Annotated in this window: 21 protein-coding genes and 1 other RNA gene; 11 read left to right on the top strand and 11 right to left on the bottom strand. The window is 61.2% G+C overall.

The features are described 5' to 3' along the window. Positions 1-28: 28 nt before the first annotated feature. Positions 29-1,033 carry a metallophosphoesterase family protein gene (locus tag AC0J41_RS07705; RefSeq protein ID WP_473015050.1) on the bottom strand — a complete coding sequence of 335 codons (1,005 nt, stop codon included), beginning with the start codon at positions 1,031-1,033 and terminating at the stop codon, positions 29-31. 627 nt (positions 1,034-1,660) lie between these two features. On the opposite strand from AC0J41_RS07705, the gene AC0J41_RS07700 reads away from it, so the two are divergent. From AC0J41_RS07700 to hemN, 8 genes are all read left to right on the top strand, one after another. After that, a complete protein-coding gene (locus tag AC0J41_RS07700; RefSeq protein WP_025110364.1) occupies positions 1,661-1,915 on the top strand; it encodes a type II toxin-antitoxin system Phd/YefM family antitoxin in 255 nt (84 codons plus the stop codon). Beyond that, positions 1,915-2,325: a PIN domain-containing protein gene (locus AC0J41_RS07695; protein ID WP_473015049.1), complete on the top strand. Its 411-nt coding sequence runs from the start codon at positions 1,915-1,917 to the stop codon at positions 2,323-2,325. The genes AC0J41_RS07700 and AC0J41_RS07695 overlap by 1 nt, the downstream gene beginning before the upstream one ends. 222 nt (positions 2,326-2,547) lie before the next feature. Beyond that, positions 2,548-3,963, top strand: coding sequence for a cytochrome c oxidase accessory protein CcoG (ccoG, locus tag AC0J41_RS07690; RefSeq protein WP_025110362.1), 1,416 nt, complete (start codon positions 2,548-2,550; stop codon positions 3,961-3,963). Between the two features lie 11 nt (positions 3,964-3,974). After that, positions 3,975-4,514 carry a FixH family protein gene (locus AC0J41_RS07685; RefSeq protein WP_025110361.1) on the top strand — a complete coding sequence of 180 codons (540 nt, stop codon included), beginning with the start codon at positions 3,975-3,977 and terminating at the stop codon, positions 4,512-4,514. 121 nt (positions 4,515-4,635) lie between these two features. Next, positions 4,636-7,086, top strand: coding sequence for a heavy metal translocating P-type ATPase (locus AC0J41_RS07680; RefSeq protein WP_473015048.1), 2,451 nt, complete (start codon positions 4,636-4,638; stop codon positions 7,084-7,086). A gap of 22 nt (positions 7,087-7,108) precedes the next feature. After that, positions 7,109-7,321 carry a cbb3-type cytochrome oxidase assembly protein CcoS gene (gene ccoS / locus AC0J41_RS07675; protein WP_025110359.1) on the top strand — a complete coding sequence of 71 codons (213 nt, stop codon included), beginning with the start codon at positions 7,109-7,111 and terminating at the stop codon, positions 7,319-7,321. Further along, positions 7,314-7,997, top strand: a complete 684-nt coding sequence (locus AC0J41_RS07670) for a sulfite exporter TauE/SafE family protein (RefSeq protein ID WP_025110358.1) — start codon at positions 7,314-7,316, stop codon at positions 7,995-7,997. The genes ccoS and AC0J41_RS07670 overlap by 8 nt, the downstream gene beginning before the upstream one ends. A gap of 198 nt (positions 7,998-8,195) precedes the next feature. Then, positions 8,196-9,578, top strand: a complete 1,383-nt coding sequence (gene hemN, locus AC0J41_RS07665) for an oxygen-independent coproporphyrinogen III oxidase (protein WP_473015047.1) — start codon at positions 8,196-8,198, stop codon at positions 9,576-9,578. Here the strand turns inward: hemN and AC0J41_RS07660 are convergent. After that, entirely contained in the window at positions 9,575-10,057 is a 483-nt protein-coding gene (locus AC0J41_RS07660) for a hypothetical protein (RefSeq protein WP_473015046.1), read from the bottom strand. The two genes, hemN and AC0J41_RS07660, sit on opposite strands and share 4 nt — an antisense overlap. A 155-nt stretch (positions 10,058-10,212) precedes the next feature. Here AC0J41_RS07660 and fnr point away from each other — a divergent pair, with 155 nt between their 5' ends. After that, positions 10,213-10,947: a fumarate/nitrate reduction transcriptional regulator Fnr gene (gene fnr / locus AC0J41_RS07655; RefSeq protein WP_025110355.1), complete on the top strand. Its 735-nt coding sequence runs from the start codon at positions 10,213-10,215 to the stop codon at positions 10,945-10,947. Positions 10,948-11,025: 78 nt separating this feature from the next. Next, positions 11,026-11,574: an adenine phosphoribosyltransferase gene (locus tag AC0J41_RS07650; RefSeq protein ID WP_025110354.1), complete on the top strand. Its 549-nt coding sequence runs from the start codon at positions 11,026-11,028 to the stop codon at positions 11,572-11,574. A gap of 111 nt (positions 11,575-11,685) precedes the next feature. Here AC0J41_RS07650 and AC0J41_RS07645 read toward each other — a convergent pair whose 3' ends face one another. The 5 genes from AC0J41_RS07645 to dnaX all read right to left on the bottom strand — a co-directional run bounded on the left by AC0J41_RS07645 (position 11,686) and on the right by dnaX (position 17,577). Then, the gene (locus AC0J41_RS07645; protein WP_473015044.1) at positions 11,686-12,834 is read right to left on the bottom strand and encodes an acyl-CoA dehydrogenase family protein; all 1,149 of its coding nucleotides are present in this window, start codon (positions 12,832-12,834) and stop codon (positions 11,686-11,688) included. 201 nt (positions 12,835-13,035) lie between these two features. Beyond that, positions 13,036-13,638, bottom strand: coding sequence for a recombination mediator RecR (gene recR, locus AC0J41_RS07640; protein ID WP_121184536.1), 603 nt, complete (start codon positions 13,636-13,638; stop codon positions 13,036-13,038). A 66-nt stretch (positions 13,639-13,704) separates the two neighbouring features. After that, complete coding sequence (locus AC0J41_RS07635; RefSeq protein WP_473015043.1) at positions 13,705-14,739, bottom strand: NADP-dependent oxidoreductase; 1,035 nt, start codon at positions 14,737-14,739, stop codon at positions 13,705-13,707. A 343-nt stretch (positions 14,740-15,082) separates the two neighbouring features. Further along, positions 15,083-15,421: a YbaB/EbfC family nucleoid-associated protein gene (locus tag AC0J41_RS07630; protein ID WP_025110351.1), complete on the bottom strand. Its 339-nt coding sequence runs from the start codon at positions 15,419-15,421 to the stop codon at positions 15,083-15,085. A gap of 68 nt (positions 15,422-15,489) precedes the next feature. After that, complete coding sequence (gene dnaX / locus AC0J41_RS07625; protein ID WP_473015041.1) at positions 15,490-17,577, bottom strand: DNA polymerase III subunit gamma/tau; 2,088 nt, start codon at positions 17,575-17,577, stop codon at positions 15,490-15,492. A 145-nt stretch (positions 17,578-17,722) separates the two neighbouring features. Here dnaX and AC0J41_RS07620 point away from each other — a divergent pair, with 145 nt between their 5' ends. Continuing rightward, positions 17,723-18,472, top strand: coding sequence for a substrate-binding periplasmic protein (locus AC0J41_RS07620; protein WP_473015039.1), 750 nt, complete (start codon positions 17,723-17,725; stop codon positions 18,470-18,472). Between the two features lie 26 nt (positions 18,473-18,498). Here AC0J41_RS07620 and AC0J41_RS07615 read toward each other — a convergent pair whose 3' ends face one another. The 4 genes from AC0J41_RS07615 to ligA form a co-directional block, all read right to left on the bottom strand. Then, positions 18,499-20,448 (bottom strand): hypothetical protein, encoded by a 1,950-nt coding sequence (locus AC0J41_RS07615; RefSeq protein ID WP_473015038.1) that lies wholly within the window; start codon positions 20,446-20,448, stop codon positions 18,499-18,501. Between the two features lie 231 nt (positions 20,449-20,679). Further along, positions 20,680-20,776: signal recognition particle sRNA small type (ffs, locus tag AC0J41_RS07610), an RNA gene on the bottom strand. A gap of 111 nt (positions 20,777-20,887) precedes the next feature. Continuing rightward, the gene (locus AC0J41_RS07605) at positions 20,888-22,054 is read right to left on the bottom strand and encodes a zinc-binding metallopeptidase family protein (protein WP_473015037.1); all 1,167 of its coding nucleotides are present in this window, start codon (positions 22,052-22,054) and stop codon (positions 20,888-20,890) included. A 120-nt stretch (positions 22,055-22,174) separates the two neighbouring features. Next, a complete protein-coding gene (gene ligA, locus AC0J41_RS07600; RefSeq protein WP_473015036.1) occupies positions 22,175-24,532 on the bottom strand; it encodes an NAD-dependent DNA ligase LigA in 2,358 nt (785 codons plus the stop codon). Between the last annotated feature and the right edge of the window lie 25 nt (positions 24,533-24,557).

Here is a 24,557-nt window from a genome sequence, read left to right as displayed (position 1 = left end):
CCCCGCCAGCGATCTGGCGGGGGCTTTTTCATGGACGACTGGCCCAGATCGACTTCACCGGCACCGTGGCCACCGGCGTACGTTTGCGCCACTGATTGTCCTCGACCAGACTCACCTCCAATTGCTTGCGATCCTTGGAAAAACTGGCGGTCAGGTACGTCTGCTGAGACGCTGAACCGCTGAGAAACATCGGCACCCCGCCCTTGTAACTCTTCATGCCGCCATCGGCATGGAAATGCCCGGCGAAGATCGCCGTCACCTGATACTTCTCAATCATGTTCAAGAAGCGCTTTTCCTGATCCCAACTGCCTTTCCACTCGTAAGGCTTGTGCATGTTGATGATGATTGCGTAGCCCTGCGCCCGCGCCGTTCGCAAATCATTTTCCAGCCAGTCCAGCGACGCCCCGATATCGAATGTGGTCGGATTCAAGGCATGGGAAATTTTCACTGCGTAAGTGGGTTCATTGTTCAACTGCACCAGATGCACTTCACCGACATTTTTTGAATAAGCCAGACTCCCCAGATAGTGTTTGTTCACAAAGCTACCAGTGACTTCCAGATCGAACTCATCGACTTTATCAACATGATGATCACGGTAATCAACAATACTGCCCGCTGCACAACTTTCACTGAAACAATCATTCACGTTGTTCTGATAATCGTGATTACCCAATCCGTAGAGCACGTGATCGCCAAAGTGTTTCTTCAGCATCGAACCGATGTAAGAGCGCTGCCAGCCATGGCCGAACGCGGTCATGTCACCGTTGATCATCAAGGGCACGGCGGCCTGCCCGCCCATCTCGCTGCGAAACTGGGCAATGCTCGCGAACTGGGTTTCCACCAGCCATTTCGCGCGTTTTTCGAAATCCGCTCTCGATTCATCCTCACCACTGTCCGACTTTTCCGTCCACGGGTATTGCGGATCCGAGGCGAACACCATGTGCTGCGGAGCACCTTCATTGGCACTGGCGAGAGAAGACAGTGACAACAGGCACAGACACGCGAAAATTTTTTTAACTTCCTTGATTTTCATAACAATCCATTATTCCGTTAATTTTCAAAACATGAACATGCAACTAACACGCTGCAGAACAGCCACTAAGCTATTCGAAAAAAACCAGAAAACAAAACCCATCAATTAACTAATGATATTTCTGGAATATTGAAATTTCCTTTGAAATTAATACTTTGAGACACATGCCTGATGGACTCGATTCACGATGCTCTGTAGGGTCTTCCACAGCCCGATGATCCACATCGGAGCCACTTCAAGGATGAAGCCGCTATGTTGAATGACGACAAAAACCCTCTCCCGGTTGATCAGCCTCTTACTGAACCTGATCATCCAATCGAATCATCGGAAAACCCCGTGGAATCCATTGCCGTGACACTCGGCAGCCCGTTGCAACCCAATCCCAACAGAACCACAAAACCCCACAGAAATACCGGCAGTCTCGACAGCTTGGGCGGCGGCAGACTTCCCTGAGTCTTGAAGCCACGTCTGAATCAACCCGAGCCGGCCTGCGCCTTGTGCGAGGCTGGCTCGACTAATGTCAGCCACGGACCGACCAGCGGACGGCTGAGTCCTGTCTTCCTCGATTGCCGCCCCCAAGGCGAAGTAGTAACGTTGCTACATCTGTATTGCGAGAGGTCCACCATGATGGCAATCACCACCATCTCCAGCCGTGAATTCAATCAGGACACCAGCAGCGCCAAAAAGGCTGCGCGTCTGGGTCCTGTGATCATCACCGACCGTGGCAAGGCCTCTCATGTACTGTTGAGCATCGAGGAATTTCAGAAACTGAGCGGCGCTCACGCAAACATCGTCGATTTGCTGGTCATGCCAGAGGCTGCCGACATCGAGTTCGAAACCGAGCGTGCAGTCATCACCCATCGCCCTGTGGATCTGTCCTGATGTATTTACTCGACACCAATGTGATTTCCGAACTTCGCAAGCCGCAAGCCGATGCCAATGTGGTCAGTTGGGCCAAAGGCGTCATCGCCCCACGTCTGTACATTTCCGCCATCACCTTGAAAGAACTGGAAACCGGGGTACTGCGAATGGAACGGCGCGATCCCGCTCAGGGAAAACTGCTGCGCAGCTGGCTGACGCGCCACGTCATGCCGGCCTTCGAAGCGCGAATCCTGCCGGTCGATGCCGCCGTGGCACTGCGCTGCGCCAGCCTGCATGTGCCTGATCAGGCCAATCAAAGCGATGCGTTGATCGCCGCCACAGCGTTGGTGCACGGGCTCACGGTCGTCACCCGCAATGTCGGTGATTTCCAGGCGAGTGGCGTTGCCCTGATCAACCCCTGGGAACAATGAATTAGCGACCGCGCCAAAACTGTCCATACTCAACAAGTCAATTGACCTGCATCAGGCTTTGCTGCATTCGCTACACCATTCACGTTTTTTCCCCAACGCGACCAAAGGTCGCACCCTTGAGCCAGAGCGACCGGCGTATCATTGCGCCACTGCAACACCTCTTTCTGACCGCGGTCGGCACGTATCGACCGAGGCATTTTTCCACTGCCGTGGGATGCAATGATGAGCAACCAGATTCCGGTACACGACGTCACACCACCCAGCAAGAACGCCAACAACAGCGTCGACCTTTACGCCTCTCGAGAAAAAATCTACACCCGCGCTTTCACTGGCCTGTTCCGCAATCTGCGGATGATGGGCGGCGCCGCCCTGTTCCTGTTGTATTTCGGCACGGTCTGGCTGAACTGGGGCGGCCATCAGGCGGTATGGTGGAACTTGCCGGAACGCAAATTCTTCATCTTCGGCGCAACCTTCTGGCCGCAGGACTTCATCCTGCTGTCGGGCCTGCTGATCATCGCCGCGTTCGGCCTGTTCTTCATCACCGTGTACGCCGGCCGCGTCTGGTGCGGCTATACCTGTCCGCAAAGCGTATGGACATGGATTTTCATGTGGTGCGAAAAGGTCACCGAAGGCGACCGCAACCAGCGCATCAAACTCGACAAGGCGCCGATGAGCGCCAACAAGTTCCTGCGTAAAGCCGCCAAGCATTCACTGTGGCTGCTGATCGGTTTCGTCACCGGCATGACGTTCGTTGGCTATTTCTCGCCGATCCGCGAACTGGTGTTCGAGTTCTTCACCGGCCAGGCCGATGGCTGGTCGTACTTCTGGGTCGGTTTCTTCACCCTCGCCACCTACGGCAACGCCGGCTGGCTGCGCGAACAGGTGTGCATCTACATGTGCCCGTACGCACGCTTCCAGAGCGTGATGTTCGACAAGGACACCCTGATCGTTTCCTACGATCCGCGGCGCGGCGAAAGCCGTGGCCCGCGCAAGAAAGGCGTCGACTACAAGGCCCAGGGCCTGGGCGACTGCATCGACTGCACCATGTGCGTCCAGGTGTGTCCGACCGGCATCGACATCCGTGATGGCCTGCAGATCGAGTGCATCGGCTGCGCGGCGTGCATCGACGCCTGCGACGCGATCATGGACAAAATGGACTACCCGCGCGGGCTGATCAGCTACACCACCGAACACAACCTGTCGGGCCAGAAAACCCATAAACTTCGGCCACGCCTGATCGGCTATGCGGTGGTGCTGCTGGCGATGATCAGTCTGTTGGTGACCGCATTTTTCATGCGCTCACTGGTCGGCTTCGACGTCAGCAAGGACCGCGTGCTGTACCGCGAGAATGCCGAAGGCCGAATCGAAAACGTCTACAGCCTGAAGATCATGAACAAGGATCAGCGCGACCACACCTACGTGCTGGAAGCCACCGGCCTGCCAGACCTGCGCTTGCAGGGCAAACGCGAGATCAAGGTCCCGGCCGGCGAAATCTTCAGCATGCCGGTGGAATTGTCGAGCGCACCGGAACAATTGCCGTCGAGCACCAACGAGGTGAAATTCCTCCTCAAGGATGCCGACGATGACAGCGTCCACGTTGAAGCCAAGAGCCGATTCATCGGCCCACAAAACCGTTGAGAGAACTGAACATGCCCGCAGCAAACGCCGCAAGTCCTTGGTACAAGCACCTTTGGCCATGGATCATCATCGGGATTCTGGCCTGCTCGGTGACCCTGACGCTGTCCATGGTGACTATCGCGGTGAACAATCCGGACAACCTGGTCAACGACAACTACTACGAAGCCGGCAAGGGCATCAACCGCTCACTGGATCGCGAGCTGCTGGCGCAGAACCTGAAGATGCGCGCCAACGTGCACCTGGATAGCGTCACCGGCGAAGTCGACCTGCGCCTCAGTGGCGACAGCCAGCCGAAAACCCTGGAGCTGAACCTGATCTCGCCGACCCAGCCGGAGAAGGATCGCAAGATCGTCCTGACCCGCAGCGAAACCGAAACCGGCCGCTACATCGGCCAGTTGGGCGACAAGGTTGAAGGGCGCCGCTTTGTCGAGCTGCTGGGCACTCAGGATGACCACGTATGGCGCATGTTCGAAGAAGAACAGGTCAGCCATGACAAGGATCTGCTGCTGGGTGATGAACCGCTGCAGGGCGCGGAAGACCTGGATAAATAAAACCTGCGCTTCGCGCATTCGCGAGCAGGCTCGCTCCCACAGGTTGTGTGAACAGCGCAAATCAAATGTGGGAGCGAGCCTGCTCGCGAAGAGGCCCTTGCCGACAACATAGATGTCTTTGATGACCACCCCACTCCCCTGCTACCACTGCGCACTGCCCGCCCCGTCCGGCAGTCGCTTCACCGCCGTCGTGCTCGGGGAGTCCCGCGAGTTCTGCTGTCCCGGCTGCCAAGCCGTGGCCGAAGCCATTGTCGCCGGTGGTCTGGAAAGCTATTACCAGCATCGCAGCGAAGCCTCGGCCAACCCCGAAGCACTGCCGGTGCAACTGACCGATGAACTGGCACTGTACGACCGCGCCGATGTGCAAAAGCCGTTCGTGCGACACGAAGGCGATCTCGCCGAAACCACCCTGCTGATGGAAGGCATCAGCTGCGCTGCCTGCGGCTGGCTGATCGAGAAACACCTGCGCACCCTGCCAGCGGTGGCCGAGGCGCGCTTGAACCTGTCCAACCATCGCCTGCATGTACGCTGGGCCGACGCGCAATTGCCGCTGAGCCAGATCCTCGCCGAACTGCGCCACATCGGTTACGCCGCGCACCCATACCAGGCCGACCGCGCCAGCGAACAACTGGCCAGCGAAAACCGTCTGGCCCTGCGCCAGCTCGGCGTCGCCGGACTGCTGTGGTTCCAGGCGATGATGGCGACCATGGCCACCTGGCCGGAATTCAACATCGACCTCAGCCCCGAGCTGCACACGATCCTGCGCTGGGTCGCGCTGTTCCTCACCACGCCGATCGTGTTCTACAGCTGCGCGCCGTTCTTCAAAGGCGCGATGCGCGATCTGCGCACACGCCACCTGACCATGGACGTTTCGGTGTCGCTGGCGATCGGCAGCGCCTACATCGCCGGGATCTGGACCTCGATCACCGGGGTCGGCGAGCTGTATTTCGATGCGGTCGGCATGTTTGCGCTGTTCCTGCTCGCCGGGCGCTATCTGGAACGCCGCGCCCGCGAGCGCACCGCCGCCGCGACGGCGCAACTGGTCAATCTGCTGCCGGCCTCGTGCCTGCGCCTCGACGCCGACAGCCAGAGCGAACGTATTCTGCTCAGCGAATTGCGCCTGGGCGACCGGGTACTGGTGCAGCCCGGTGCGATTCTGCCGGCCGATGGCAAGATCCTCGATGGCCAGTCGAGCATCGACGAATCGTTGCTCACCGGCGAATACCTGCCACAACCGCGTGCGCAGGGCGACGCCGTGACCGCCGGCACACTGAATGTCGAAGGCGCATTGACCGTCGAAGTGTTGGCGCTGGGCCAGGACACACGGCTGTCGGCCATCGTCCGCCTGCTCGATCGCGCCCAGGCCGAAAAACCCCGGCTGGCGGAAATTGCCGACCGTGCCGCGCAGTGGTTTCTGCTGCTGTCGCTGATGGCGGCGGCAGCCATTGGCCTGCTGTGGTGGGAGCTGGATTCGTCACGCGCGTTCTGGATTGTCCTGGCGATGCTGGTGGCGACCTGCCCCTGCGCACTGTCGCTCGCCACGCCGACCGCGCTCACTGCCGCCACCGGCACCCTGCACAAACTCGGCCTGCTGCTGACACGCGGCCATGTGCTGGAGGGCCTGAACCAGATCGACACGGTGATTTTCGACAAGACCGGCACCCTGACCGAAGGTCGCCTGGTACTGCGTTCGATTCGCCCGCTGGGCACGCTGAACAGCGATCAATGCCTGAGCCTTGCCGCGGCGCTGGAAAACCGCTCGGAACACCCGATTGCCCGCGCCTTCGGCCGCGCACCGCTGGCCGCCGAAGAGGTGCACAGCACACCGGGGCTTGGTCTCGAAGGACGGGTCGGCGCGCAGCGCTTGCGCATCGGTCAGGCAGAATTCGTCTGCGAGCTCAGCGGCGCGCCTGTGCCAGCGATGCCGCATGAGCCGGGGCAATGGCTGCTGCTCGGCAACGATCACGGGCCGTTGGCCTGGTTCGTTCTCGACGACCGCCTGCGCGACGATGCCCCTGCCCTGCTCGCCGCGTGCAAGGCGCGCGGTTGGCGCACGTTGCTGCTGTCGGGCGACAGTTCACCGATGGTTGCCAGTGTTGCCGCCGAGCTGGGCATTGATGAGGCCCGTGGCGGTCTGCGTCCGGATGACAAACTGCAAGTGCTGCAACAACTGCACGCACAAGGTCGCAAAGTGCTGATGCTCGGCGACGGCGTGAATGACGTGCCGGTGCTGGCCGCTGCCGACATCAGCGTGGCCATGGGTTCGGCCACCGACCTGGCGAAAACCAGTGCCGATGCGGTGCTGCTGTCCAATCGCCTCGACGCGCTGGTGCAGGCCTTCACACTGGCACGGCGCACCCGCCGGGTAATCATCGAGAATCTGCTGTGGGCGGCGCTGTACAATGGCCTCATGTTGCCGTTCGCTGCCCTCGGCTGGATCACCCCGGTGTGGGCCGCGGTCGGCATGTCGATCAGTTCGTTGACCGTGGTGCTCAACGCCCTGCGCCTGACTCGCCTGCCGAGCGCGCCGGTCGTCGGCACCCGCTCAGAAACCCGCCCGTTGCCGGCTTGAGCCGCACGAGCCTGGAGTACCGATGCCAGCCCTTTACGTGATGATCCCCGCCGCCCTGCTGATCGTGGCCATCGCCGTGTACATCTTTTTCTGGGCGGTGGACAGCGGTCAGTACGACGACCTCGACGGCCCGGCCCACAGCATCCTGTTCGATGATCAGGACCCGAACCACACCGCTGCCGTGGACGAAGCCAAGTCCGACAAACCGCAGGACAAGGCGCCACCCCATGCTTGAGCTGGCGCCCCTGCTGGTTTCGGCACTGATCCTCGGCCTGCTCGGCGGCGGTCATTGTCTGGGCATGTGCGGCGGCCTGATGGGCGCGCTGACCCTGGCGATCCCCAAGGAACAGCGCAGTCGGCGTTTTCGCTTGCTGCTGGCGTACAACCTCGGTCGCATCCTCAGTTACGCCACTGCCGGCCTGCTGATCGGCCTGGCCGGCTGGGCGGTAGCGAACAGCCCGGCAGCGATGTTCATGCGTATCCTCGCCGGGTTGCTGCTGATCGCCATGGGCCTGTATCTGGCCGGTTGGTGGAGCGGCCTGACCCGTATCGAAAGCCTCGGTCGTGGCTTGTGGCGCTACATCCAACCGGTGGCCAACCGTTTGCTGCCGGTGTCGACACTGCCTCGCGCCCTGCTGCTTGGCGCGTTGTGGGGCTGGCTGCCGTGCGGACTGGTTTACAGCACGCTGCTGTGGTCGGCGAGTCAGGGCAATGCGCTGGACAGTGCGTTGTTGATGCTCGCGTTCGGCCTGGGAACATGGCCGGTGCTGCTCGCCACCGGGCTTGCCGCCGAACGTGTAACCGCGCTGCTGCGCAAGCGCAGCGTGCGCATGGCCGGTGGCTTGCTGGTGATTCTGTTCGGGGTCTGGACCTTGCCCGGCCCGCATCAGCATTGGCTGATGGGGCATTAGATTGGCGGTGCGGCCTTCGCGAGCAGGCTCGCTCCCACACTGATCGTGTGTAGCCCACACATCCCCTGTGGGAGCGAGCCTGCTCGCGAAGAGGCCCGCCTGACCAACACCCCTCCTCCCCGTTGATGCAAATCAAGAGCCCCCGCGCTGCGCCCCGATAGACTCGCCACACTGCCAGCCTATCCGGGGAATGCCCGCATGCTCGACGCCATTCGTTGGGACACTGATCTGATCCGCCGCTACGACCTGGCGGGGCCGCGCTACACCTCGTACCCGACGGCCGTGCAATTCAACAGTCAGGTCGGCACCTTCGACCTGTTCCACGCCCTGCGCGACAGCCGCAAGGCGCTGCGTCCCTTGTCGCTGTACGTGCACGTGCCGTTTTGCGCGAACATTTGCTACTACTGCGCCTGCAACAAGGTCATCACCAAGGATCGCGGTCGTGCACAACCTTATCTGCAACGGCTGGAGCAGGAAATCCAGCTGATCGCCTGCCACCTGGAACCGGCGCAGAAAGTCGAGCAACTGCATTTCGGTGGCGGCACCCCGACCTTCCTCAGCCACGACGAGCTGCGGCAGTTGATGGCGCATTTGCGCAAACACTTCAATCTGCTGGATGACGATTCCGGTGACTACGGTATCGAGATCGACCCACGCGAGGCCGACTGGTCGACCATGGGCCTGCTGCGCGAACTCGGCTTCAACCGGGTCAGCATCGGCCTGCAAGACCTTGATCCGGCGGTGCAACGGGCGGTCAATCGCCTGCAGAGTCTGGAAGAAACCCGCGCAGTGATCGACGCCGCGCGCACCCTGCAATTTCGTTCGATCAATATCGACCTGATCTACGGCCTGCCCAAGCAGACGCCGGAGAACTTCGCGCGCACCGTCGAAGAAGTCATCAGCCTGCAACCAGACCGGCTCTCGGTGTTCAACTATGCGCACCTGCCGGAGCGCTTCATGCCGCAGCGGCGGATCAACAGCAACGAGCTGCCGAGCCCGGCGCAAAAACTGGAAATGCTCCAGCGCACCATCGAACAACTGACCGCCGCCGGTTACCGCTACATCGGCATGGATCACTTCGCCCTGCCCGACGATGAACTGGCGATCGCCCAGGAAGAACAGACCCTGCAGCGCAATTTCCAAGGCTACACCACCCACGGGCATTGCGACCTGATTGGCCTGGGGGTGTCGGCGATCAGCCAGATCGGCGACCTGTACTGCCAGAACAGCAGCGACCTGAACCAGTACCAGAACACCCTCGCCGCCGCGCAACTGGCGACCAGTCGGGGCCTGGTGTGCAACGCCGACGACCGCCTGCGCCGCGCGGTGATCCAGCAACTGATCTGCAATTTCAGCCTGGAGTTCGCCGCGATCGAGCAAGCGTTCAACATCGATTTTCAGGGTTATTTCGGCGCGCTGTGGCCACAACTGCAAGGCATGGCCAACGATGGCCTGATCACGCTGGATCCCGAAAGGATCGAAGTACTGCCGGCCGGACGCCTGCTGGTACGTTCGGTATGCATGGTGTTTGACGCGTATCTGGAACAACAGAACCGTCAGCGCTTCTCACGGGTGATCTAGTTCTTTGTCAGCAGTGAGCCAAGCTTGAGGTTTTGCTCGGCGGACAGACCGGACTGGTCCATGACTTTGGACAGGGCAAGATTGGCGCTGATCAGGCCTGTGTTCAACGCCGCAATGGCACCGCGCAGCGCGGCGAGCATGTTGACCTTTTGCTCGTTGGACAGCCGCTTGTCGGCCATGACCGCGGCCATCCGGGCTTTCTTCTCGGCGATCTCTTTTTGCAGTTTGCGAATCATCTTCAGCAATTGCTGGACGTTCTCGGGCAAGCCGCTGTCTTCGATGTCGCTGTTCTCGCCCCCGGCGCTGAAGGCTTTTTCGATGGAGGCATTGGACAGCGACACTTTGACGCCCTCGACCAAGGTCGGGGTTGCCAACAGCGACGTGTCGGCATTCTGCTCAGCCCCGGCGCCAGCCCTGGCGGTGTTCGGCACAGGCGCAACGCCGCTGTTACCGGGGTTCAGCGTGTCAATGGCGGCCATCGAAGCGGTTCCTTGCATACGTGGTGATACCCCTTTATCGGCCACTTGCCCCGCGGCTTTACGCCCGTGGGACAAAGTCGCCATGGACTGGCCTGAATGTCCTCCCGTGGGTTACCCTTACGGCTTATGTGTGTTTTCCCACAAGGATTCAAGAAATGTCCGAGCCAGTTAAACTGCGCGCTCACAACCAGGCCCATTGCAAGGATTGCAGCCTGGCCCCTCTCTGCCTGCCACTTTCTCTGAATCTGGAAGACATGGATGCGCTGGACGAAATCGTCAAACGTGGTCGCCCACTGAAAAAGGGCGAGTTCCTGTTCCGCCAGGGCGACACCTTCGATTCCGTTTATGCAGTACGCTCCGGCGCCCTCAAGACCTTCAGCCTGAGCGATACCGGCGAAGAGCAGCTCACCGGGTTCCACCTGCCGAGCGAACTGGTCGGCCTGTCCGGCATGGACACCGAAAAGCACCCGGTGTCGGCTCAGGCGCTGGAAACCACTTCGGTCTGCGAAATTCCGTTCGAACGCCTCGATGAACTGGCCCTGCAACTGCCGCAACTGCGCCGCCAGTTGATGCGCGTGATGAGCCGCGAAATTCGTGACGACCAGCAAATGATGCTGCTGTTGTCGAAGAAAACCGCCGACGAGCGCATCGCCACGTTCCTCGTCAACCTGTCGGCCCGTTTCCGCGCTCGCGGGTTCTCGGCCAACCAGTTCCGCCTGAGCATGTCGCGTAACGAAATCGGCAACTACCTGGGCCTCGCGGTGGAAACCGTGTCCCGGGTGTTCACCCGCTTCCAGCAGAACGAACTGATCGCCGCCGAGGGCAAGGAGATCCACATCCTCGACCCGATCCAGCTCTGCGCCCTGGCCGGCGGCTCGCTCGAAGGCTGATCTCGATCCGCGGTTGAGCGAAGCGTTTCAGCCGCGGGTATACTGCGCCGTTTGCAGCCCTGCCAGGACACCTCGACGATGGCCTTCGACTCCTTCGACATCAAATCCCTGATCCGCCCCGTGATCGACTTCCCGAAACCGGGCGTGATCTTTCGCGACATCACTCCGCTGTTCCAGTCGCCCAAGGCCCTGCGCCTGGTGATGGACAGCTTTGCCCACCGCTATGTGGAAGCCGACTTCACTCACATCGGCGCGATGGATGCGCGTGGTTTCCTGATCGGTTCGGTGTTGGCTTATCAGTTGAACAAGCCGCTGGTGCTGTTCCGCAAGCAGGGCAAATTGCCGGCGGACGTGCTGGCCGAGGGTTACGCGACCGAGTACGGCGAAGCGTTCCTGGAAGTGCACGCCGACAGCCTGTGCGAGGGCGACTCGGTGGTGATGTTCGATGACCTGATTGCCACCGGGGGCACGCTGATCGCAGCCGCCAACCTGATCCGCCGCATGGGTGCGCGAGTGCATGAGGCAGCGGCAATCATTGATCTGCCGGAGCTGGGTGGCTCGCAGCGTCTGGAAGACATGGGGATTCCGACGTTCTGCCTGACGCAGTTTGCTTTGACTGACAAGTAAGCAGCGCCCATCCGGTCGCCATCGCGAGCAGGCTCACGCCTACAATCTGGAACGCGTTCCTCTGTAGGAGTGAGCCTGGCCGCGATGAGGCCTGCAGACCCACCGCAAAATCTAAAGCCCCATCTGCTTGCTGATGATCTCGTTCATCACTTCCCGCGTCCCGCCGCCAATCGACAGAATGCGATTATCGCGATACAGCCGTTCCACCAGACTCTCGCGCATGTAACCCAGCCCACCGAGTATCTGCACCGCTTCGCGGGTGATCCGGTCCGAGGTGTCCGTGGCAACGTTCTTGGCCATGGAAATTTCCTTGATCACACTCTGCCCCGCCGCCATCTTCGCCGCCTGCCGATAGGTGAACTCGCGCGACACTTCCAGCGCCGTGGCCATTTCGGCCAGTCGATGCCTGATCACCTGAAACTTGCCGATCGGTTTGCCGAACGCCTCTCGCTCGCGCGCCCACTTCAAAGCCTCCGCCAGCGCCAGCTGTGAGGTCATGTTGGCCATCAGCGCCAGCGCCAGTCGCTCGCTCTGGAAATTGCCCATGATGCAGGCAAACCCCATGTTCTCGGCACCGATCAGATTGGCCACAGGCACCCGACAATCATCGAAGAACAGTTCAGCGGTGTCCGAGGCCCACCAACCCATTTTCTTCAGCTGGCGGCCTACGGTGAAGCCTGGGGTGCCCTTTTCGATCAACAACAGGCTGATGCCGCCGAAACCCGGCGCACCAGTGCGCACCGCGACAGTGTAAAAGTCGGCGCGGACGCCGCTGGTGATGAAGGTCTTGCTGCCGCTGACTCGATAGAACTCGCCGTCACGCACCGCGCGGGTTTGCAGGTTGGCGACGTCCGAGCCGCCGCCGGGCTCGGTGACCGCCAGTGCACTGATTTTCTCGCCGCTGAGCACCTGCGGGACGACCCGCTCGCGCACCTCGGGCCGCGCCCATTTGACGATCGGTGGCAGCCCGATATCCAGCGAACCCAGCCCGGCGACCAGGCCGCCGGAACCGCAGCGCATGAGTTCTTCACTGGCGGCGACCTTGGCGAACAGATCACCTTCGTGGCTGCCGCCCAGCGCTTCGGGATAACCGATGCCGAGAATCCCCGCAGCGCCCGCCTTCAGGTACAGCTCGCGGGGAAAGCTTTCGGCTTCTTCCCACGCATCGATGTCCGGCAAAATCTCGCGCTCGACGAAGCGCCTGACGCTGTCGCGGACCATTTGGTGGCTGGGGTCGAAGTATTCCTGGAAGGCAGGCATCGGCGAACTCCATCGAAGGGTTGGCCGACGTTAACCGAGCGCTTGCTTGGTTTTCAATACAATTGTGCGAATCAGATGAACCGAGGTGCGCCCTTCGCGAGCAGGCTCGCTCCCACATTCGATCGCGTTCATTCAGATTGAATGCGGTCCAATGTGGGAGCGGGCTTGCTCGCGAAGGCGTCTGTTCAGACGCCCTGTAACTCAGAGAGAGATCGGTTTACGCCCGGCAAACGAATGCGCCAGCGTCCCGCCATCCACCAGTTCCAGCTCGCCACCCAGCGGCACACCGTGAGCAATGCGCGAGGCAATCAGACCCTTGTTACTCAGGAGCTGAGCGATGTAATGCGCCGTGGCCTCACCTTCCACCGTCGGGTTGGTGGCGAGGATGACTTCGGTAAAGGTGCCCGCCTCTTCAATCCGAGTCATCAACTGCGGAATCCCGATCGCCTCAGGCCCCAGACCGTCGAGCGGCGACAGATGGCCCTTGAGCACGAAGTAGCGGCCACGGAAACCGGTCTGCTCCACCGCGTAAACGTCCATCGGCCCTTCCACCACGCACAGCAGCGTGTCGTCGCGGCGGGTATCGGCACATTGCGGGCACAGATCGTCTTCGGTCAGCGTGCGGCACTGACGGCAGTGACCAACCCCTTCCATGGCCTGGCTCAAGGCCTGGGCCAGGCGCGTGCCGCCGCTGCGATCACGCTCGAGCAATTGCAACGCCATGCGCTGGGCGGTTTTCTGACCCACACCCGGCAAGGTTCGCAGGGCGTCGATCAGTTGGCGAATCAAAGGGCTGAAGCTCATGGGTAAAAAGTCCGACAAAACAACGAGACGCGGTTTATACCCGCGCCTCCGGCCAGCGTCAAATGCTCAGTCCTGGGCGACCTTCACCACCAGTTTGCCGAAGTTGCGCCCCTCCAGCAGACCGATAAACGCCTCGGGCGCCTGCTCCAGGCCTTCCACCACATCCTCACGGAACTTCACCTTGCCATCGCGCACCCACGGCACCATGTGACTGATGAATTCCGGCTGGCGGTCGCCATAGTCGTCAAACACGATAAAGCCCTGAATGCGCACACGCTTGGTCAGCAGCGTGCGTTGCAGCATTGGCAGACGATCAGGGCCTTTCGGGGCCTCGGAGGCGTTGTAGCCGGCGATCAGCCCGCACAGTGGAATCCGCGCCTTGGGGTTGAGCAGCGGCACCACGGCATCGAACACATGCCCGCCGACGTTCTCGTAATAGATGTCGATGCCTTTCGGGCAAGCCTTGGCCAGTTGTTCGGCAAAGTCCGGCGCCTTGTGATCGATGCACGCATCAAAACCCAGCGTCTCGACCACGTACCTGCACTTTTCGGCCCCACCGGCTACGCCGACGGCGCGCAGGCCCTTGATTTTCGCAACCTGGCCGACCACCGAACCGACCGCCCCGGACGCAGCCGCCACCACCAGGGTTTCGCCTTCCTTGGGCTGACCGATGTCCATCAGCCCCATGTACGCGGTCATCCCCGGCATGCCCAGCACACCGAGGGCCATCGACGGGCTCGGCAGGCCGGACGGGATCGGGATGATGTTGCGTCCGTCGCTGATGCTGTGACTCTGCCAACCGGTGAGACCGACCACCAGATCGCCCTGGTGGAATTTCGGATGGCGCGAATCCTCGACACGACTGACAGCACCACCGGTCATCACTTCGCCGATTTGTACCGGCGCGGCGTAGGACGGTGCGTCACTCATGCGCCCGCGCATGTAAGGGTCGAGCGACAGGTACAGGGTTTTCAGCAGCACCTGGCCGTCTTCGAGGTCCGGCAGCGCTTCGCGTTCCAGTCGGAAATTTTCCGGGGTCGGCGCGCCGACCGGGCGCGAAGCGAGGACGAAGCGTTGGTTGAGCGTCAGAGGGTCGGACATGTCAGCGTCTCCTGTGAATGGGGGAATTCAGGGGTATAGGGAGCAGACCTTTGTGGCGGTAGCGGGTTCGATGTTTATCAGATCAACCGAGTCGACGCCTTCGCGAGCAGGCTCGCTCCCACAATTGAAAGGCATTCCCCTGTGAGAGCGAGCCTGCTCCCACATTTGAAATGCATTCCCCTGTGGGAGCGAGCCTGCTTCCACATTTGAAATGCATTCCCCTGTGGGAGCGAGCCTGCTTCGAAGGCGTCAGCCCTGCCAACACATGACGATCCGGCAGAAACAAAAATGCCAGGCGCGATGCCTGGCATTTTGTGTAGCTCATCTGCCGCGCAATGGCGAATCAGAATGGCAGTTTCATACCCGCTGGCAGGTTCATGCCGGCAGTCATGCTGCCCATTTTTTCCTGGCTGTTGGCTTCGATCTTGCGCACGGCGTCGTTGACGGCGGAAGCCACCACGGCTTCCAGCATCTCTTTGTCGTCTTCGCTCATGCCTTCAACCAGGCTTGGGTCGATGCTGACGCTTTTCACGTCGTGACGACCGGTCATCACCACGGTGACCATATCGCCACCGGCCTTGCCGATGACTTCGGCGTTGGCCAGTTCTTCCTGCATCTTGGCCATTTTTTCCTGCATCTGCTGCGCCTGCTTCATCAGGCCGGCCATGCCACCTTTCATCATGGGAATCACCTCAAACGTACTTGGATCAAAACAGCGCCCGGCGATTGCTCGCCGAGCACCTTCAGTTATTAGCCCTGAGTGACCAGGGCGTCGACAGGTTCAATAGTATCGTGTCGGACGACCGCACCGAACTGCTGGACCATCTGCTGGATGAACGGATCACCGTGGATCGAGTCCTCCGCCTCGCGCTGACGGTTGGCCCGACGGCGGGACGCGGCCTGCGCCGGGGTTTCCTGTTCGGGCTTGATCAGCTCGATGGTCAGGGTCAGCGGGCGACCGTGGAACTGGTTCAACGCATCGTTCAGGCGCCGTTGTTGCGTGGCGTTGAAAAGCGCACTGTGCGCCGGGTCCAGGTGCATCAACCAATGGTCGCCATCAACCGCGATCAGCGTGCAGTTGGCAGCGATGCTGCCGGTCATGCCGGAGATCGGCAGTTGCGGGAACAGCTCCAGCCATTGCAGCGCCAGACCGGTGGCCGGCGCGGCGGCAGGCTCAGGCTCAGGTTCCGGGACTGGCTCGGCGGTGTGTTCGCTGGCCAGATCGTCAAGGTAGCTGTAAGCCGAATCCATGTCCGGCTCGATGTAGTCTTCGTCCAGCGGCGGCTCGTCGTCCAGATCCATGCCCGGCGTGGCGGCATCAACGTCGGCGACCGACGGCTCGGGAATCGGCGCAGCGGCCCATTCCGGAGCCTGCGGGACGACGCTGTCCGGGGTCGGCAGTGGCATCGGCGGCAACTCGGGTTGCTCGGCGGTGGTTTCCAGTACGGGCTCGACGGCGGGTTGTTGCGCAGGTTCGGGCTCGACCGGGTCGTTCCACGGCAGATCGACAACCTCTTCGGCGACGATCGCTTCGGGCTCTGGCTGCGGTTCTGGCGCAGGCGCGGGCTCGGCGACCACCACAGGCGCCGGAACTGGCGCCGGAGCAGCAGCCGCTGCAGGTACGGGCGTCGGCGCAACCGCCGCAGCGACTACCGGAGCAGGTTTCGGCGCGGCAGCCACTGAGTTTGCGGAATCAACTGTGGCCTGGCTGATCCCCACTGGCTTTAGCGGTTGCCTCGGGGCGTCCGCCGTGTCGGCTGGCCGGAAGGCCAGCATCCGCAGCAGGACCATTTCGAAACCGCCACGGGGATCCGGCGCCAGCGGCAAGTCGCGGCGGCCGATCAGGCCCATCTGGTAATAGAACTGCACATCTTCGGCCGGCAGCGCCTGAGCCAGTGCCAACACACGATCACGGTCACCATGGCCGTTGTCGACGCCTTCCGGCAACGCCTGGGCGATGGCGACACGGTGCAGCACGTTGAGAATTTCCGAGAGCACGCCGTTCCAGTCCGGGCCTTGCTCGGCCAGGTGACGCACGGCTTCGAGCAACGCCTTGGCGTCACCTTCGATCAACGCATGCAGCACGTCGTAGACCTGACCGTGATCCAGCGTGCCGAGCATCGCCCGCACGTCAGTGGCCAGTACCTTGCCCTCACCGAAAGCGATGGCCTGATCGGTCAGGCTCATCGCGTCACGCATCGAACCGTCAGCGGCGCGCCCCAGCAGCCACAGTGCATCGTCTTCGAACGGCACGTTTTCGGCCGTCAGCACGTGGGTCAAATGCTCGACGACGCGTTCCGGCGTCATGTTCTTCAGGGAGAACTGCAGGCAGCGCGACAAAATCGTTGCCGGAAGTTTCTGCGGGTCGGTGGTCGCCAGGATGAACTTGACGTACGGCGGCGGCTCTTCAAGGGTTTTCAGCAGCGCATTGAAGGAATGGCTGGAGAGCATGTGCACTTCGTCGATCAGGTAGACCTTGAAGCGCCCACGGCTTGGGGCGTACTGCACGTTGTCGAGCAGTTCGCGGGTGTCTTCGACCTTGGTCCGGCTCGCGGCGTCGATCTCGATCAGGTCGACGAAGCGGCCCTCGTCGATTTCACGGCACACCGAACACTCGCCGCACGGGCTGGAAGTGATACCTGTTTCACAGTTCAGGCATTTGGCAATGATCCGCGCAATGGTGGTCTTACCGACCCCGCGCGTACCGGTGAACAGGTACGCGTGGTGCAGCCGCTGGCTGTCCAAGGCATTGATCAGAGCCTTGAGCACATGGGTCTGGCCGACCATTTCGCGGAACGAGCGCGGACGCCATTTACGTGCAAGAACCTGATAACTCATCGAAAACCGTCGCAACGAAGGAAGCTGAAGCGGCTAATGCTAGCGGAGCAAGGGCAAAATTGCATCCGGTGTCCTCGTCTAATATGGCTAAGCTGCATGACCAGAGGCTTTTATCGGCCCGGGATCGAGAATTACCGGAGCGTTTATGCGTTGGGCCGTGGGAGCGTTGCTGGGAATCTGCCTGAGCGCGGCGGCGGCCGAGCCCCCGCTGCGTTTCGTCGTGGCTGACAGCTGGGCAATGCCGATGGTGCAACTGGAACGTGGCCGGCCGACCCAGGGCATCCTCCACGACATCATGCTCAGCCTGGCAACGCAGGTCGGTGTGCCGGCCGAATTTCACGTCCTGCCGCGTACCCGGGTGCAGAACGCCATGGAACGCGGCGAAGTCGACGTGCGCTGCTATGCCGCACAATCGTGGCTGCCGAATCAGTCCGGGGATTACATCTGGAGTATTCCGCTGCTGTTCCAGCGCGACCTGCTGATCAGCCGCCGGGATCAACCACCCCATGTCGATCCCGCCCGCCTCCCCCGCCAGTCGATCGGCACCGTGCTCGGCTACAGCTACCCGACCCTGCAACCACTGTTCGACGCCAATCGCCTGCAACGCGACGATGCGCGCAATCAGGAGCAAGTGCTGGAAAAACTGCTGGCCGGCCGCTACCACTTCGCCGTGAGCAATCAATGGACGCTGGACTGGTTCAATCAGCGCCTGCTGCCCGAGCAGCAACTGCAAGGGGTGGCGGTGCTGCAGGAACAACATGTCGGCTGTTACGTGAGGAATGATCCGCAGGTGCCGGTGCAGCGGATCTTGCGTACGTTGCTGCGGATGAAAATGTCGGGGGAGATTGATGACATTATCCGGCTGTATACCGGATCCTCTGAAAACACCCCATAACCCATTGTGGGAGTGTTGTCAGGTGCTCAGTAACCGTGCGACTCGCGGAATTTCTGATAGTCGTGAAACTCGATCCATTCGACCACGTCGTACGGCAGAAACAGCTGCTGCCGGGCGCGGGAGATGGCGATGTACACGGCGCAGATCCGCTCATCGAACGCATAGGCGTCCTTGAATTTGACGTTGGTCAGCAGCTCGGGCGTCAGTAGCACCCGATCGAACTCCATGCCGCCCGCCTCCTGCGCCTGCATCAGCAGGCAGCTTTTGCCGGGGCCACCGATCATCCGGTTCAGGCGGGTCAGATCCGCCACCTTGAAGCCCTTTTGCAACTCGGCCTCGACCCACAGAAACGCCTCGTCGAACTGATTGGCATCGCGTACCTGCTGCCAGTCGGGCAAGTCGCTGAAATACCGATGCGGCCCCTTTTCGCTGTGCTCGGCACTGTAGAAGTCGACCCTGAACAGCTCGATGGCGGTGGTCATGAAGTGTTCGAGGTCGCGCTGCGCTTTCATGTCGGCAAAGCTGAACAGGCAATTGGCATCGTGCAATTGCATGGCCCACTTCATCGTGTCCCACGCTGACGCCGTCAGCACCACGCAACCTTCAGGCGGCACAAAGCCCTGTGGATAAAACTCGATGCCGACGTCCGCCTCGCGCGCGCCTTCGAAAGGCACCTTGCTCTTTTCCGAGTGCCGGGAAATCAGCGGATTGACCAGACGCTCGACGTTACGCCCCGAGCGGACCGAATAGGTGATATCGCTCTGGCGCACTTCGCGCTTTCTTCTGACCAGATCGCGGCTCGCGTGCTGGTACTCATCGCCCAAGGTAATCAGCACTTGGCGGCCGCGTTCGATGATCTGCAGCAGCGAGGCGGGAATGTCCTGGCTCTCGTCGATCAGCACGTGAGTATAGCGAGGCGGCACCACGCAGCCGGCCAGACTCGCGCGTTTGATCAACAACAATGCTTCGAAGCCAGTCTGTCGGCCCCATGCCGGGTTGGCCTCGAGGTAAGTCCAGACTCGACTGGAATACTCCAGCAGCACCTTGGATTCGAGACTGGACAACGACAGCTGGAAATACGGCAGATGCTGGGCGCTCAGGCTGTAGTCCCGGGACTGACAGTAGCGCTCGAGGGTTTCCAGGCAAACGTTGAAGGTGCGTTGCCCGTCATGGCCGCGAAAGCCGAGGATATTCAGCTCCTGCGCCACCTTCTGCTTGCTCGCCAACCTGGTAACCGCCCCTGCCGGCTGCGGTTTGCGGCCGTGAATCAGCCCGCGCGCGAAGGCTTCGAAGGTGATGCCGGGCTTGCGGTCAGCGGTCACGCCCATGCGCTGGCAGAGCGTCGCGAGTTTCTCCGGCGTGCGCGCCAGCAGCAGGGTTTTCTGAGGCGGCAGGCATTCGGTCAAGGCACCGAGCAAATGGCTCTTGCCAATCCCGGCATAGCCTTGCACGTGCAGGTCTTCGTCCAGATTGGCGCGGAAAGTCCTGACCAGTTTGTCTTGCGCCGTGCTCAGCCAACGCTCGCGATGGATCGGGCTGATCATCTGTTGGCTGAACGGATTATTCACGGCGTGATGCCGAGTCTTGAACTCGTCATCCCATTTGCCGTCAGGCAGCAGGTAATCCTGCGCCGACACTTCCTCAGTCAACAGCAACCGCAGGTTCAGTCGCCGGATCGCATTCAGCCCGAAATACAACTGACGCGGATCGAACAGTCGCTGCGCTTCCGACAATAACCCTGCCCGGCCATCGACCGCCCAGGCGATCAGCCTGGCCAGGACCTTCTCCGCCGCTGCTGCGGTGAGATCCTTTTCGGCGGCCTGGGCCAGATTCTGGATGACCAGCACCGCGGCCAGTTGCGCATCCGTCAGCTCGCCGAGGATTTTCGCGCCCTCGGGCTGCAACAGGCTTGTGCAGGTTTCATCCGTCACGGGCAAGTAAACGGCGGTGGATAAATCGTGATGTTCCGGGTGCATACAACCTCGTAGCCAGGGCGCGAACTTGTCAACGACGCGCGCAGCAAGACGGTGGAGTATGCCACTGTTCAACCTCGGTGGCTGAACAGGCATTGGGGATATTGCCTTCGCGAGCAGGCTCGCTGCCACCAGGATTGGGGTGAAGACTCAAATCGCAGGCATAAAAAAACCGCAGTGGGCGAAACCCATGCAGTTCGGTGTTGATTCGTTCGATGTTCGTTTAGGTGGTAACCCTACCAGCCACACCCCGGCACACAATGTTCCCGCTGTGGCTGCTGCCTTCCGGCTCTGACCAGGTTCACGGGTAATCGTTGCGGGGGGACCGATAGGGTCACCATAACGACACTCACCTGTCGGCGAGCCGCGCCATTGTACCTATCTGAAGCGAAGTTACAACCGTTGGTTTCAGATTAAAAATATGAAGGGCTTCAAGCACTTGCTATTGCGCCTGAAGCACCTCGTCCGCCCTGCCGCCCGCCTGCTGGATCACCAGATGGATAAAGTGCAGCTTGGCAATCGCCGCCGCCGGCAGCACGAACGGGTAGAAATCCGGCTGACCCATGCTGCGGGACAGCTCGTTGAGCATACCGGCCAGTTCGATCCACGCATTGACGAACGAGAGGAATGCCGCGCCGCCAGGGTGCTGCGGGTCGTACAGGGTGCTGGGTGGAAACGGCTGGTAGTCGAAATCCATTTCCCGCGCACTCATGCCGAAGCCCAGCGCGGTGTCCACCGCGTCCATCATGTGCAGGTAGTGCGCCCAGGTTTCGGCCCAGTCTTCCCACGGGTGCATGGTCGCGTAGGCGCTGACGTAATGTTGCGGCCAGTCCAGCGGTGCGCCCTGCTGATAGTGACGGTCCAGCGCTTCGGCGTAGCTGGCGCGCTCATCGCCAAACAGGTTGCGAAAGGCTTCAAGCCACGGGCCGTCGGCAATCAGCCGATCCCAATAGTAATGCCCGACTTCATGCCGGAAATGCCCGAGCAGCGTGCGATAGGGTTCATGCATCGCTGCCCGCACCTGCTCGCGGTGAGCGTCGTCGGCTTCTTTGATGTCGAGGGTGATCAGGCCGTTGGCGTGGCCGGTCATTGGCGCATTGCCCTCAAGATCGACGCCGATGAAGTCGAAGGCCAGGCCGGTGTCTTCATCCACGCTTTTCGCAATGACCGGCAGGCCGAGGGTGATCAGCTGCGCAACGAGTCGCCGCTTGGCGATTTCGACTTTGCGCCAGCGCTCGGGATTTTCCGGGGCGGACAGATCGGGAATGGTGCGGTTGAGGCTGCAGGCGACGCACAAGGCATCATCGACATTGGCGGGAAGCAGCCAATTGCATGCGGCGGGGGTATCGAGGTTGGCGCAGCGGCGAAAGAGGCCGGCATCGGGATCGGCATCCAGCGTCCAGGTGCCGTTCTCCACACCGGGCGACAATGACGTGATGCGACTTTCTTCAGGCTGGTAGCCCAGCGCCGCATTGCAGGCCAGGCACTGGCTGTTGCGAAAGAACAGTGACTGGCCACAGCGGCACGGCCAGATTTTGCTGTTGCGTGAAGACTCGCCCATGAACGGCGCGACGATGCGAGAACTGAGCTGCTCGAAAAAGCGGTACATGGCGATCTCTCCCTGGGGCTTGCCAAGACTAGATCATTGCCAGGACAACATCGTTCCCACGAGTACCACGAGGCAATCATTGTGGTGAGGGGGCAAGCCCCCTCACCACAGGGTTTTGCGTTAAACCTGAAGGCCGTGGGTTTTGAGGAATGCGATAAACGCTTCTTCGTCCATCACTTTCACACCCAGCTCATTGGCTTTGGTGAGTTTCGAGCCAGCACCGGGACCTGCGACCACGCAATGAGTTTTCGCCGACACCGAGCCGGCCACTTTCGCGCCCAGACTTTCGAGATGTTCCTTGGCCACATCACGGCTCATCAGCTCAACCTTGCCGGTCAGCACCCAGGTCTCGCCGGACAGCGGCAAACCTTCGACGACTTTCTTCTCGCTCTGCCAGTGCATGCCGAAATCGCGCAGTTGCTTTTCGGAATCTTTGGCAAGCTGTTGATTGTCTTTCGACTTAAAGAAATCGCGAACCGAATTCGCCTGCTTCTCCGGCAGCGCCTGTCGCATGTCCAGCCAGTCGGCGTCCATCACCGCTTCCAGCGAACCGAACTTGTCCGCCAGTTTTTGCGCGCCGCCCGGGCCGACCGAAGGAATGTGCAGCTTGTCGAGGAAGCCACCCAGCGTGGTGCTGGCCGCAAACTCGGCGCCCAGCTCGCCCTGATCCTGAATCTGCAGACCGTGCCCCAGCAGTTCGGTGATCACCTGCTGGTTGTGCGCATCTTCAAAGAAGCTGTGAATCTCGTGAGCCACTTCCAGCCCGACGTCCGGCAGGTAGGTCAGCACTTGCGGCAACGCTTGCTGAACGCGCTCCAGCGAACCCAGCGAGCGCGCCAACACCTTGGCCGTCTCTTCGCCGACATCGGGAATACCGAGGGCGTAGATGAAGCGCGCCAGCCCTGGCTTCTTGCTGTCTTCGATCGCAGCCAGCAGCTTGTTGCTGGAGACCTCGGCGAAGCCTTCCAGATCGACAATATCGTCGAATTTCAGCGCATACAGATCGGCCGGCGAACTGACCAGACCTTCGTCAACCAGTTGCTCGACGCTCTTGTCGCCGAGACCTTCGATGTCCATGGCGCGGCGCGAGACGAAGTGGATGATCGCCTGCTTCAACTGCGCGCCACAGGCCAGTCGGCCGACGCAGCGATACACCGCGCCTTCGCTGATGGTTTCCTTGCCTTTGCTGCGCTTGACCAGTTGCGTGCGCTCGACGTGGGAGCCGCAGACCGGGCAACGCTCGGGAATCTGCACGGCGCGTGCATTCTCGGGACGACGATCCATGACCACTTGCACCACTTGCGGGATCACGTCACCGGCGCGGCGGATGATCACGGTGTCGCCAATCATCAGCCCCAGACGCGCCACTTCATCCATGTTGTGCAGCGTGGCATTGGCCACGGTGACGCCGGCGACCTTGACCGGCTTCAGACGCGCCACCGGGGTGACGGCGCCGGTGCGGCCGACCTGGAATTCCACATCGAGCAGCTCGGTAAGCTCTTCCATCGCCGGGAATTTGTGCGCGATCGCCCAGCGCGGTTCGCGGGCGCGGAAGCCCAGCTCGCGTTGATCGGCGATGCTGTTGACCTTGAACACCACACCGTCGATTTCGTAGGCCAGCGCGTTACGTCGCTCGCCGATGTCGCGGTAGTAATCCAGGCATTCACCGATGCCTTTGGCCAGTTTCAGCTCATGGCTGATCGGCATGCCCCACGCCTGCAATTGCTTGAGGTTGCCGATGTGCGTATCGGCGATATCGTGAGATACCTGACCAATGCCGTAGCAGCAGAATTCCAGTGGGCGGTTGGCGGTGATCTTCGAATCCAGCTGACGCAGGCTGCCAGCCGCGGCGTTGCGCGGGTTGGCGAAGGTCTTGCCGCCGACTTCCAGTTGCGAGGCGTTGAGGCGCTCGAAACCGGCCTTGGACATGAACACCTCACCGCGCACTTCCAGAGTCGCAGGCCAGCCTTCGCCATGCAGCTTGAGCGGGATATTGCGCACAGTGCGCACGTTGACGCTGATGTCTTCGCCGGTGGTGCCATCGCCACGCGTGGCGCCGCGCACCAGCACGCCGTCCTGGTACAGCAGGCTGACCGCCAGGCCATCGAGTTTCGGTTCGCAGCTGTATTCCACCGCCGCGCCGCCACCGAACAGATCACCGGCCGGCAGATCCAGCCCTTCGGTCACCCGGCGATCGAACTCGCGCATGTCGGTTTCTTCGAAGGCGTTGCCAAGGCTGAGCATCGGCACTTCGTGACGCACCTGGGTGAACGCGGTCAGGGCCACGCTGCCGACCCGCTGGGTCGGCGAATCGCTGGTAATCAGTTCCGGGTTGGCCGCTTCCAGCGCCTTGAGCTCGTGGAACAACCGGTCGTACTCCGCGTCCGGAATGCTCGGCTCGTCGAGGACGTGGTAACGGTAGTTGTGCTGATCGAGTTCAGCGCGCAGCTCTAGAATGCGGTTTTTGGCGGCGGTCATGGGTGTTCTCTCATAAAGCAAAAGA

It is taken from the genome of Pseudomonas sp. Arb-4-2C (assembly GCF_055755015.1).
Note: the sequence above shows the minus strand (reverse complement) of the source record. Positions and strands in the feature narration are given on the sequence as shown.